Below are 12,287 nucleotides of genomic sequence, written 5' to 3'. Positions count from 1 at the left end.
CACGGAGGGGCCGCCGTCTCATCCAATCTAGCCGTAGGACTGGCGATGGTCGAGAACCTTCCGCCTCGCTGAGGGGACTGTAGAGTGTGACCGGGACCCACGCTACAATTCAGGCCATCATGAAACAAAGGCACTCGACTGGCGCGCCCTCAAAACTGCGGATCGACCGGGAGCGGCTGGTCGAGACCGCGGTTCGGTTAATGGCAATTCCGAGTCCGACCGGCCAAGCGGGCGCGGTGTCGGACTTGCTGGCTGGCATCCTGCGGGAGGATGGGTTCGTCGTCGAACGCCCCGAAGGGGGGCATCCTGTCGCGCCCGCGGTGGCGGTGCGGTTCAGTTCGGGCCGGCCCGGCCGAACGCTTCAGTTCGACGGGCACCTGGATACCGTTCACCTCCCGTTCGTCGCCCCCACGGTCGAGGACGGTCTGATTCGGGGTAGCGGGGCCTCGGATATGAAGGGCGGGGTTGCTGCGGCGATCGAAGCGGTTCGGGCAATTCGCGACGCCGGGGCCCTCTCGGCCGGCTCGATCCTTCTGACCGCCCACGACCTTCACGAAGCGCCTTGGGGCGATGGGCGACAACTCGACCAGTTGATTCGAGACGGCTACGTCGGTGACGCGGTGCTCATCCCCGAGCCCATGCACGAGCCGCTCGCTGTGATCGGGCGCGGGTCGGCGACCTGGAAAGTGTCGATCCGCCGCGACGGTCCTCCGGTTCATGAAGTCAGACGTCCCGTCGATCAGCCCAGCGTAATCGCGGCGGGGGCCGCCCTCGTGGCCCAGCTCAAGACGCTCAACGATCGCCTCTCCCAGCCCGCGGACCCGCTCTGTGGATCGGCCAGCGTTTTCATCGGCCAGTTCCATGCCGGCGAAATCTACAACCAGTTTCCCCAGGATTGCTGGCTCCAAGGGACGCGGCGATGGCTTCCTGGAACGGATTGTCGGGCCGTCGAGAGTGAGTTTCGTGCCTTGCTTGCCGAACTGGCCCGGCAAACCCAGACCGAGATCGATTGCGACTGGTTCTTGATCCGCGACGCATTCCGGCTCGATCAGGCCGACCCCTTCGTCACGGCGTTTCAGTCCGTCTATCGCGAGCGAACCGGAGCTCCCTTGACGATCGGCGGTAAGATGTTCGTCGATGACGGCAACAGTTTCTGGACGCTCGCGCAGGTGCCGGCCATCACCCATGGCGCCCGGAGCGGAGGGGCTCACACGATCGACGAATGGGTCTCGATTGATGATCTCGTCCGGGTCGCCGAAGTTTATGCTTTGACCGCCGCGGCCTATTGCCCGAATCCGGCTTGAAACCACCGCCCCTGCTCTGTGCCTCCTCTTTAGTTTAGAACGGCCAACGGCATGCCCAGACGGCATCCTATTTTATTTGCAGGACCATCCATGTCCAAGTCGACGATGCCTGAGCTCATCAGCGAGGCCCAGACGACGGAAGAAGCATTCCTCAGGCAGATCTTCATTCGGGACCAGATGGCCGAGTGGTCGAGGTCGCCGCTGATCATGGCGCGTGCCGAGGACGTTTATTACTGGGACGTCAATGGCAAGCGCTACGTTGACGCCCTCTCGGGAATCTATGTGGCATCGGTGGGCCACAACAACCGTCGCGTGATCGAGGCGATCCGTCGCCAGTTCGACACCTTGACGTTCTCTCCGCCGATGCATGGGACCAACCCGGTTGCGATTCAGCTCGCCAATTTGCTCGCCGAGCTGGCGCCCGGGGATCTTTCGGTGGTCAAGCTCCAATGCGGGGGGTCGGAGGTCACCGAGGCGGCGATCAAATTGGCGAGGCAGTATCACCGGCTCACAGGATCGCCGGGTAAGTATAAGATCATCAGCCGTTATCAATCCTGGCATGGGTCGACCCTCGGCGCGCTCTCGGCCTCGGGCTTGAAGTCACGCAGGACCGTGAACGAGCCATTGGCGCCGGGGTTCCTTCATGTTTTTCCACCCACCTGCTATCGATGCCCGTTCGGCAAGACGTATCCGGGCTGCGGGATCACCTGCGCCTCGATCATCGAATCCGTCATCGAGATGGAAGACCCCGCCACGGTCGCGGCGATCATGGTGGAACCGATCGGCCACACCGGTGGAATCATCGACCCGCCCGAGGAGTATCTGCCGATGCTCCGTGAGGTCTGCGACCGACATAACATTCTCTTGATTTTCGATGAGATTATTACGGGGATCGGTCGCACGGGACAGATGTTCGCCGCCGAGACGTTCGGCGTCGTGCCCGACGTGCTTTGCGTCGCGAAGGGACTCAGCGGCGGCTATGCGCCGCTCTCGGCCATGATCTGTCGGCGGCCGATTGCCGACGCATTTTGGGGGCCGATCGCCGAGAATCCTGGATTCGTGGAAGGACACACGTTCGAGGGAAATCCGATCTCATGCGCAGCCGGGATCGCCGTGCTTCAAGAGATCCTGGAACGAGACCTCTGTCAGAACGCACGCACTCAGGGTGACCGTCTCAGGCTTCACTTCCAGAAAATGGCCGAGACGCACGGCGTCATCGGCGACATCCGCGGCAAAGGGTTGTTCCAGGCGATCGAGTTTGCCCGCGATCCCGCGACCAAGAAATCCTTCCCGGCCGAGATGGCGTTTGGAGTTCGGGTGGGCCGCCGGGCTCTCGAGAAAGGTCTCCTCTGCCGGTTCGACCCGAACTGGATCGCCTTCGGTCCCCCCTTGACGACGACCAGCGATCAACTCGATGAGATGGTCTCGATTCTTGACGCGAGCCTGACTGAAATCCTTCAGGAAATTCACGTATAGAAAATTCGTGAATCAGTGAGCGTCATAGGTGGGGCGTGAACGAGTCTGTCGCAAGGAAGGAGGGCCGTTTGTCTACCCCGGAGGCCGAAATTCGCGGGAGACTCGATCCCGGTATCCTTGCTACAGTTTCGCGTGAACCCTTGATTTCGCCAGGTCGATCATCGTCTCTCTGGCCATAACGACGGGACCATTGGTGTGGTGCAATTCGCCTTCACGAGAAGGCAACCGAGAGGGGCACCGGATGTCAGGGACCGCGGGGAAAACCGATCAGCCAGCCCGATCAAATTCAGCTCGGGCTGGCCATCATCGTGGCAATTCGGGATGGGTAATGTTTGATGTCAGCTTGCGGCGGCGTCTTTGACGGTGGAGAAAGTCGAGCTCGCACCGGTCCCAAGTGAGGTCACAATCGTTATACAGGCGACGAGGATCAATGCCAACATGACCGCGTACTCGACTGCGGTCGGACCGTCTTCGTGGAGAAGGAATTGGCGGAGCTTCGTTCCGAAGTGGCGCATGACTGATGCCTCTTGAGCGAAGGAAATGGCGACGGGCGAAACGCAGGAAACCAAGGGAAAACACAACCAAGAGCGGTTTGCGCCCGCGATGGGTAAAAAAATGGCGCGGGCACTTGGCCTCTTGGCCTTGTCATTGTCGTAACGAAATTTGAGTTACGACGATCGCGACCTCGAGCTCGTCAAGCAAACCTACGCCGTGAGTCCGAGGAATGTCAAATCAACGCATCGAATATTTTAATCGATATCGGTTTTGTTGTTTCGATTTAACAACAGAAGGTTCCCCGCGATCGCGTCGAGAAGTCGGAGGCTGCTTCCGAGCTGTCAGCGGTTCGGACCGAGAACGGTGTCTGTCTGACCTCAAGGGAGCGAGTGCTCATGCCGGGGCGGCACGACGGAGTCGTGGTGAGCTTCAGGCTACCTGGTGACGACCGAAGCGGACGGCTTTCGACGCGTTGGCCTTTGACGGCAAGCCGATTGTGCCCTATCAGTTGAGTGACGGCGCTCAAGGTGCCAGTTGTCGGCTCGGGAGCCGCCTTGTCGCCACGAATTGGTCGGGACGTGGGGCGATCACGCCGACCTTGGCCATCTCGCGGCCTCCTCCGGCGCCCCGCCCGGCCGCTTGAGGGACGTCCATTCGCTCGGGAGTCGTCGCACCGTGAATTCGTTTGAGCCGAGTACCGTCCCCTCGTTGACGACCGAAGCGAAAGAACCGTTCCGCCCCCGGCCAGCCAACGACTTCGTCACGGCGGGGTTGAACAGCGCCCAGATCGAGAGCCTCGTCCTCAAGTTCCTGCTCAACTTCGGGAACGCCGCCGGACGGAGGATCGCCGACGAGCTTGGGTTGCCGTTTGGACCTTTTCCCGAATTCCTCCGTCATCTCAAGAATCAGCAGATCGTTGCCTACACCGATAATGCTTCCGCCAACGATTACTACTATTCGCTGACCGACTCCGGACGAGCCCGCGCACGGAATCACTTCGAGGAATGTGCCTACGTCGGCACCGCCCCCGTTCCGTTCGAGAGCTACGTCAAGTCGGTCGCCGCCCAAACGATCGACGCCGAGCAGCCGAAGATGGCCGATCTTCGGCGCGCTTTCTCCGATTTGTTGATCAATGAGGACATGTTTCAGACTCTGGGGGCCGCAATCAATTCAGGGCGAGGCATGTTTATTTATGGGTACCCCGGGAACGGGAAAACCAGCATCGCTGAACGAATCACGCGTTGCTTCGGCACGTCGATCTGGATTCCACGGGTGATCAGTATTGAGGGACACATCCTCAAACTCTTCGACCCGGCCAGTCACGAAGCGGTGCGGCCGAGGGCAGGCGGCCTCCTGCGGATGGACGACCAGGACGACCGCTGGATTGAAATCAAACGGCCGACCCTCATCGCCGGTGGTGAACTGACGATGGAAAATCTGGAGATCAGCTACAATCCCGCAACCAAGATCAGCGAAGCACCGCTCCAGATGAAGAGCAATAACGGGACCTTCCTGATCGACGACTTTGGTCGCCAGCGGATGCAGCCGATCGAGCTCCTCAACCGCTGGATCATTCCGCTCGAGAAACGATACGACTTCCTGACGCTTGCCAACGGCAAGAAGATTCGCGTCCCGTTCGACCAGCTCATCCTCTTTTCGACCAACCTCGAGCCGAAGCAACTCGTCGACGAGGCGTTCCTGAGGCGAATCCCGTACAAGGTCAACGTCACTGACCCGAGCGAAGCGAACTTCCGAAAGCTCTTCGAAATCTTCGGGCCGAAGCTCGGTTTCAAGTCGATCGATCAGCAAGCCATCAGTTACCTCATCGAAACCCACTACTGCAGAGCGGAGCGTCCGTTTCGCGCCTGTCAGCCGCGTGACTTGATGCTGCAAATTCGCAACCACTGCATCTTCAATGAGCTCGAGATCGAGATGACCGCCGAGTATTTCGACATTGCCGTGGGCAACTACTTCACGGTTATGTGATCATGCGATAGAGAGTTGACTTTTCGGTTTGGATCGACTCAGCCAAGCCGATTCCGTCGCGTCACTCGTCCCGCCTGCACACACTCAAGCATGCAAATGGATCGGAATCGACGCTCACGAGCGCCCGGTTCTCGACGATCGGCCCACGTCCGGACCCGACTGGATTCCTGGTCGAGCGAATCAGGTGGACGCATAGTCGATACTGCGAGATTCTGTTAAAATGACGGGTGAGGTTCCTGCTGACCAATACCTGCCTCACGTGTGCGCCCGCTCGATCATCCCCGCTGAACCGCAACGACGTATGACTCTGTGCGCCTTGATTGAAGCAGAATCAACCAAGCCTGGTCGGCTGAGGCAAGGAACCACGACGAGATCGGCGCCGGCGTCTGATGGAGTGGTATGAGTCATGAGCCCAACGCAGCACGTCCGGTGGTGGGGGTTGCGATTCTCCCGAATCGTCACTTTAACGATCCTCTTCGGATTGGCTCGTGCCGTCGATGCCGGCCCGCTTCCTCCGCCGGCGAGTCAACCGGTCGACTACGCTCGTGATGTTCGGCCGATCCTTGCCAAACATTGCTATCAGTGCCACGGTCCCCAACGTCAAAAGGGGGGCCTGAGTCTTCACGCGAAAGCGCGCGCGCTCGCCGGTGGTGATGGTGGTCCTGCATTCGAGGCCGGCAAGAGTGCGGAGAGCCGGCTGATCGAACTCGTGGCCGCGGTCGATGAGGACGATGTCATGCCTCCCCAAGGGGGCGGTGAGCGCTTGACCCCGGAACAAGTGGGCGTGCTCCGTGCCTGGATCGATCAAGGGGCCGCATGGCCCGATGATCCGGTCGGTTCCTCGTCGATCGCGAGTGATCACTGGTCGTTCCGCAGGCCCGTGCGTTCCGACTTGCCGGAAGTGAAACGATCTGGGTGGGCAAGGAACCCCATCGATCGTTTTGTTCAGACAAGGCTCGATCGAGAAGGAATGATTCCCGCGCCTGAAGCCGATCGAACCACCTTGATTCGCCGGCTGTCCCTCGACCTGATCGGGCTTCCTCCGACCATCGACGAAGTGGACTTGTTCGTGGCGGACACCAGGCTCGACGCCTATGAGCGGCTCGTCGAGCGTCTGCTCCAATCTCCACATTATGGCGAGCGCTGGGGGCGTCGATGGCTCGATCGCGCCCGTTATGCCGACACGAACGGCTATGAAAAAGATCGGGAACGGTCGATCTGGCCCTATCGCGATTGGGTGATCCAAGCGATCAACGCCGACATGCCCTTCGATCAGTTCACGGTCGAGCAAATCGCCGGAGACCTGCTCCCCAATGCCACCCGCTCGCAACAGGTGGCCACGGGGTTCCACCGAAACACGATGATCAACGAAGAGGGGGGAATCGATGTTGAGGAATTCCGATTCACCTCGCTGGTGGATCGAGTCGCCACGACCGGGGCCGTCTGGCTTGGCCTGACCATTCAGTGCGCCCAGTGCCATACCCATAAGTACGACCCGATTACCCAACGCGAATATTATCAGTTCTTCTCGTTCTTCAATAACGCGGACGAACCTGAAATCGACGTGCCGGACCCGGCGATCACCGTCCAGCGCCAGGCCATCGAAGCCAAGATCGCCGGGATGGAAGCCGGCCGGGAAGCTCAGTTCGCTGAGCATTCGAAAACAGAGTCGCTCGAAACCCGGATCGCGGACTGGGAAAAAACGATCAAGCCCGTCCACTGGACCCCGCTACGTCCCACGCGTCTCGTTTCGGCGAAACAGGCGACGCTCACCGTCCTGGACGATCTCTCCGTACTCGCCAGTGGCGATAAGCCGAACCAAGACACCTATGAGATCGATGTCTCGACCGACCTGAAGGGGGTCACCGCACTTCGGTTGGAGGTGCTTCCCGACCCCAGTCTGCCCAATGGCGGTCCAGGGCGTGCCCCCTTGTTCTCCGTTGGCGACTTCCTGCTGACGGAATTTCAAGTCGTCGCGACACCCGCAGCGGGCGCGGGCTCAGCGCAGCCAGTCCCGATCCAGAACGCGAGCGAAGACTATTCCGAACCGAACCGTCCCGCGGCCCTCGCGGTGGACGGCATTCCCGATACCGGGTGGACCGTCAAGGGAGGGGTCGGACAGGCGCACGCGGCCGTCTTCGAGTTCCGGGACAAGGTCGGCGATGGGGCCGGCGGCAAGCTCACCCTGACGCTGCGGCAAGAGGGGATCCACCAGATGACGATCGGCCGATTTCGGATCTCGGCGACGTCGGATCGTGGGCCGATTCGCGCGTCGAAGGTGCCGGCCGACGTCGAGGAGCTTCTCCTCCGTCCTTCTACATTGCGGTCCGAGCTGGAACAGTCGAGACTCAAGACCTATTTCCTGAGCATCGCGCCGGAGTTGGCCGATTCGAACAAACAGATCGCCGCGCTCCGGCGGTCGCTCCCGCTCCAGCCAACGACGTTGGTGATGCGGGAACGATTGCCCGAGCACGCCCGGACGACGCACATCCACAAGCGCGGGGAATTCCTCAAAATCACCGACCCCGTCGCGCCCGGCATGCCGTCGGTGCTCCCTGCCCTGCAAGCGGACGAGCCGCGGAATCGGCTGGGGCTGGCTCGCTGGCTGGTCACCGAGGAGAACCCGCTGGTGGGACGGGTCGTCATGAATCAGGTCTGGCAAGCCTACTTCGGCCGCGGCCTTGTGGCCACCGTGGATGACTTTGGAACCCGCGGGGAGAAGCCGACTCATCCCGAGCTGCTCGACTGGCTGGCCACCGAATTCCCGCGACGCGGTTGGAGCATGAAAGCCATGCATCGGCTGATCGTCACGAGTTCCACCTATCGACAGGACTCGCGGATCTCCTCAGAGCAACTGGCCCGCGACCCGAAAAACGAGTGGCTGGCACGCGGCCCTCGATTTCGCGTCGAGGCCGAGGTGGTTCGGGATATCGCCTTGTCGGCCAGCGGCCTACTCAATCCGGCCATCGGCGGTCCGAGCGTCTTCCCGCCACAACCCGATGGGGTGACTGCGCTCGCTTATGGGAGCGTCGCCTGGAAAACCAGCAAAGGTTCCGACCGGTTCCGTCGTGGTTTGTATACATACACCAAACGCACGGCACCTTACGCGGCATTCACGGTTATGGATGCCCCGACTTCAGAAACGGCCTGTGTCCGGCGCGAGCGGTCGAACACGCCGCTCCAGGCGCTCACCCTACTCAATGACACCGTCTTCATCGAAGCGGCACGCTCTCTCGCTCAGCGCGTGCTCGACGAGGCTCCCGACGACGATCAAGGGCGTGCGCGCCATGCGTATCGACTCTGTCTCTCACGACTTCCGCACGAGCAAGAGTTGGCCACCCTGATTCGGTTCTATCAACAACAATGCGAGCGGTTCCGCCTGGGTGAAGCCGACCCCGCGCGCGTGGCCGGGCTGGACGAAGCGACGGCCCGCGACGTCAAGAACCTTCCGGAGCTGGCGGCCTGGACCACCGTGGCGCGTGCCTTGCTCAATCTCGACGAGACAATCTCGAAGGAATAAGACTGTGAAACCGTTCACTTTCGATCCGACGCCGGAGCGGCCCTCGTCTCCACTCCACGAGTCCACTCGTCGCCATTTCTTTCGCGAGTGCGGGGTCGGGATTGGCAAGATCGCACTGAGCTCGCTCCTCCTCGAGTCCCAATCGCGCGCGGCCATGCCACGCGCCGTGGATCCGCTCACCCCCAAGCCCGGTCACTTCGCCCCCAAGGCGAAGCATGTGATCTACCTCTTCATGGCGGGGGCGCCCAGCCAGCTCGACCTCTTCGACAACAAGGCGTCGTTACGGAAGTACGACGGCCAGCCGGTCCCTGCCGAGATCGTCAAAGATCAGCGGTATGCCTTTATCAGGCCGGATGCAAGCCTGATGGCCTCTCGTTTCAAGTTCGCGCGACACGGCCAGTCTGGGGCGGAACTCTCCGAGATGCTGCCTCACCTGGCCAAGGTGGTCGACCGGATCACGTTCGTCAAGTCGATGTATACCGACCAGTTCAATCATGCTCCTGCGCAGATCTTCGTCAACACCGGCTCGCCACTCCCCGGCAGGCCCTGCATCGGGTCGTGGGTCACCTATGGCCTCGGGAGCGACGCCGCGGATCTTCCTGGTTTCGTCGTTCTCTCCTCAGCGGGAGGGACCAGCGGTGGAGTCGCCAACTGGAGCAGTGGATTTTTGCCCAGTACCTATCAGGGCGTTCCATTCCGATCCACGGGTGACCCGATCTTGAACGTGGCCAACCCGCCCGGCTTTGACCGCCGACTCCAGCGCGACTCGCTCGACCTGATCCGCAATCTCAATGAGAAGCGGCTCGACGATGTGGGCGACCCGGAAATCGTGACCCGGATCGCGGCCTACGAGATGGCCTATCGGATGCAGACCAGCGCCCCCGAGTTGATGGACCTCGCGGGCGAAAGCGCTGAGACGATCCAGCTTTATGGGGCCAAACCAGGCAAGGCGTCCTTCGCCAACAATTGCCTTCTGGCGCGGCGGCTGGTCGAGCGTGGTGTCCGGTTCGTGAACCTGTACCACGAGGGGTGGGACCATCATTCCGACGTGGCCGGAGGGCTCAAGAATCAGTGTGGGCAGACCGACCAGGCCGCCGCGGCCTTGATTCTGGACCTCGAACGGCGCGGACTGCTCGACGAGACACTCGTCGTCTGGGGAGGCGAATTCGGCCGCACCCCGATGGTCGAGTCAAACGCCACACTCGGGCGAAGCATGGGACGCGACCACCATCCCCAGGCGTTCACGATGTGGTTCGCCGGAGGTGGAATTAAGCCGGGTATCACCCTCGGTGCCACCGATGAACTCGGCTTTCAGATCACCGAGCACCCGGTCCACGTTCACGACTTGCAGGCCACGATTCTCCACCTGCTCGGGATCGACCACAAGCGACTCACCTTCAAGTACCAGGGTCGTGACTTCCGGTTGACGGACGTCCACGGCGAGCTCATCGAGGCGATTCTCGCTTGATGACATGAGCCACGCCGCGGGCTTGGTTACTGGCTCTGCGGCGTGTTGGACGTGGCGGGTCGCCCCGTTCTCGATCGCCACGAGAAGGGCCCTTTCAAGAGGCTGTTCGGGCTGGCGAGTGGTTGCGGGAGGTGGTGCGGGCCAATCGGGCCGTCCGAAATCCCTTCCCATTGATGGGTCTGGATTGCTCGGAGGATTTCTCCGGCCAGGCGCATCGCGCGGAGGCCTTGCTGGCCGCTCACTTTCGGGGGTGTACCCGATCGAAGCGCCTGGACGAAATCCTCGAGCTCGAGCTTGAGCTGGTCCTGGATTTCGGACTGGACCTGATCGACGCGCAGGACCGTACCGAACAGATGTTCCTTCACGGCCGCCGGGTTCGTCAAATCTACGCCGCTCAGGTCGAGTTGTCCGCGGCGGAGCTGGTCCGAAGGACGAACGAGGGTGCCCTGCTTGGTCATGAAGTCGAGCATGGCATAGCCTTCCGCCGACCACAGACGCATCTTGCGCATCGCCTGAAAGCTCGCGCGGCTGGCCGTCAGATTGGCGACGCAACCATCCTCGAACTCGATCCGAGCGTTGGCCACATCTTCATGACCCCCGAAGACGCTGACCCCGACGGCGACCACCGATCGAACGGGTCCGGGGTTCATCGCCAGGACGAGGTCGATGTCGTGAATCATCAGGTCCAGGACGACGCCGATGTCGGCGGAGCGGAACGTGTAGGTTGAGAGCCGCTCGGCGGTGATGTACTTCGGCCGCATCGGCAGGCCGTCGAGAGCGGTAAGCGCGGGATTGAAGCGCTCAATGTGGCCGACCTGGAGCAACGTCCGACGGAGCTGCGCCAGCGCCACGAGTTCTTCGGCCTCGGCCGAGCTGGCTGCCAGCGGTTTTTCGACTAAGGTGGCGATGCCCCGCGCCAGAAAATCCCCGGCCACTTCCCGGTGCATGAACGTGGGGACGGCGATCGAGACGGCATCGACTTCGTTGAGGAGCTCGCGGTAGTCGGCCACTGCGCGAGTGCCCGTCTTCTCGGCGACGCTCTGAGCTTGTTCGATTCGCGAGTCGGCAACCGCGACCAGCTCCACTTCAGGGATCTGTGACAAGATCCTGGCGTGGTGCTGCCCCAGGTGGCCGACGCCGACTACCGCCACACGCGACCGCGTCATGATTTTCTCCAGCGTTCGCGGGCCCGGCCGTGCTTGCCTTCTTGCTGGGCCTGGATGAAATCGAGCAAGCTTCGCACTTCGGGGACGAGGTGCCCATGCGACTCGAGGATTTCGGTCGCATGCTTCGCGCTCATCTTGGCGCGATAGATCAGGCGATGCGCTTCGTGGAGTGCGTCGATCCCTTCGGAACTGACGCCGTTGCGTTTCAGACCGACGACGTTGATGCAGCGGATCTTCGACGGATTGCCGTCGACCAGCATGAATCGCGGCACGTCGTGAACGATCCGCGACTGGCCGCCGACAAAGCTGTAGGCGCCGATGGTGGAGTAGTGGTGGACCGCCACTCCCCCGGAAATGCTGGCGTGCGACTCGACGTGGACGTGACCACCGAGCATCGATCCGTTGGCAATGGTGATTCGATCACCAAGCTTGCAATCGTGAGCGACGTGGGCCCCGGCCATCAGGAAGTTGTGGCTGCCCAGGCGGGTCACCCCGTCTTCCTTTTCGGTGGCGCGGTTGATCGTGACGCTCTCACGAATGATGTTATGGTCACCGATCTCGACGCGGGTCGACGACCCTTTGTAGCTGACATCCTGGGGGTCGCCGCCGATCACGGTGAACGGGCTGAAGACGTTCATCTCCCCGACCGTCGTGACCCCCAACATGCAGACATGAGCAATGAGACGGGTGCCTCGGCCGACCCTCACGTCCGGCCCGAGCACACAGTAAGGTCCGATCTCGACATCGTCGGCGAGCTCGGCTCGGGGATCAACGCAAGCCGTATCGGCGATCAGCGTGGCCATGATATCGATTATCCTCAAATCCTTGAGGGTCGGAGGCGCCATCCTTGGCACCAGAGCCGAACCAGGCAC

The 12,287-nt window shown here is 61.6% G+C and carries 8 protein-coding genes; 5 read left to right on the top strand and 3 right to left on the bottom strand.

Annotated features, from left to right (window positions below; genetic code table 11):
• Nucleotides 1-200: 200 nt before the first annotated feature.
• Together BUS42_RS07540 and BUS42_RS07535 are read left to right on the top strand one after the other, a co-directional pair.
• Nucleotides 201-1,304: a M20 family metallopeptidase gene (locus BUS42_RS07540; RefSeq protein WP_074306385.1), complete on the top strand. Its 1,104-nt coding sequence runs from the start codon at nt 201-203 to the stop codon at nt 1,302-1,304.
• Between the two features lie 90 nt (nt 1,305-1,394).
• Nucleotides 1,395-2,780 carry an aminotransferase family protein gene (locus BUS42_RS07535; RefSeq protein ID WP_083670094.1) on the top strand — a complete coding sequence of 462 codons (1,386 nt, stop codon included), beginning with the start codon at nt 1,395-1,397 and terminating at the stop codon, nt 2,778-2,780.
• 1,017 nt (nt 2,781-3,797) lie between these two features.
• On the opposite strand, the gene BUS42_RS45985 is transcribed toward BUS42_RS07535, so the two are convergent.
• Nucleotides 3,798-3,929 carry a hypothetical protein gene (locus BUS42_RS45985; RefSeq protein ID WP_256386129.1) on the bottom strand — a complete coding sequence of 44 codons (132 nt, stop codon included), beginning with the start codon at nt 3,927-3,929 and terminating at the stop codon, nt 3,798-3,800.
• A gap of 21 nt (nt 3,930-3,950) precedes the next feature.
• On the opposite strand from BUS42_RS45985, the gene BUS42_RS07525 reads away from it, so the two are divergent.
• The 3 genes from BUS42_RS07525 (at nt 3,951) to BUS42_RS07515 (ending at nt 10,249) form a co-directional block, all read left to right on the top strand.
• Entirely contained in the window at nt 3,951-5,261 is a 1,311-nt protein-coding gene (locus BUS42_RS07525) for an ATP-binding protein (protein WP_074310809.1), read from the top strand.
• A gap of 406 nt (nt 5,262-5,667) precedes the next feature.
• Nucleotides 5,668-8,781 carry a PSD1 and planctomycete cytochrome C domain-containing protein gene (locus tag BUS42_RS07520; protein ID WP_074306383.1) on the top strand — a complete coding sequence of 1,038 codons (3,114 nt, stop codon included), beginning with the start codon at nt 5,668-5,670 and terminating at the stop codon, nt 8,779-8,781.
• Between the two features lie 4 nt (nt 8,782-8,785).
• Nucleotides 8,786-10,249: a DUF1501 domain-containing protein gene (locus tag BUS42_RS07515; RefSeq protein WP_074306382.1), complete on the top strand. Its 1,464-nt coding sequence runs from the start codon at nt 8,786-8,788 to the stop codon at nt 10,247-10,249.
• Nucleotides 10,250-10,275: 26 nt separating this feature from the next.
• On the opposite strand, the gene BUS42_RS07510 is transcribed toward BUS42_RS07515, so the two are convergent.
• Together BUS42_RS07510 and lpxA are read right to left on the bottom strand one after the other, a co-directional pair.
• Nucleotides 10,276-11,415, bottom strand: a complete 1,140-nt coding sequence (locus BUS42_RS07510) for a Gfo/Idh/MocA family protein (RefSeq protein ID WP_074306381.1) — start codon at nt 11,413-11,415, stop codon at nt 10,276-10,278.
• Nucleotides 11,412-12,218, bottom strand: coding sequence for an acyl-ACP--UDP-N-acetylglucosamine O-acyltransferase (lpxA, locus tag BUS42_RS07505; protein WP_074306380.1), 807 nt, complete (start codon nt 12,216-12,218; stop codon nt 11,412-11,414). Before lpxA ends, BUS42_RS07510 begins: the two co-directional genes overlap by 4 nt.
• Between the last annotated feature and the right edge of the window lie 69 nt (nt 12,219-12,287).

The organism is Singulisphaera sp. GP187, assembly GCF_900129635.1.
GTDB lineage: Bacteria > Planctomycetota > Planctomycetia > Isosphaerales > Isosphaeraceae > Singulisphaera.
This window is presented reverse-complemented; position numbering and strand designations above follow the sequence as displayed.

Coding starts and splice junctions, on each gene's coding strand:
- lpxA (WP_074306380.1), bottom strand. CDS start 12,218: ATGGCCACGCTGATCGCCGATACGGCTTGCGTTGATCCCCGAGCCGAG.
- BUS42_RS07540 (WP_074306385.1), top strand. CDS start 201: ATGGCAATTCCGAGTCCGACCGGCCAAGCGGGCGCGGTGTCGGACTTG.
- BUS42_RS45985 (WP_256386129.1), bottom strand. CDS start 3,929: ATGGACGTCCCTCAAGCGGCCGGGCGGGGCGCCGGAGGAGGCCGCGAG.
- BUS42_RS07535 (WP_083670094.1), top strand. CDS start 1,395: ATGTCCAAGTCGACGATGCCTGAGCTCATCAGCGAGGCCCAGACGACG.
- BUS42_RS07520 (WP_074306383.1), top strand. CDS start 5,668: ATGAGCCCAACGCAGCACGTCCGGTGGTGGGGGTTGCGATTCTCCCGA.
- BUS42_RS07510 (WP_074306381.1), bottom strand. CDS start 11,415: ATGACGCGGTCGCGTGTGGCGGTAGTCGGCGTCGGCCACCTGGGGCAG.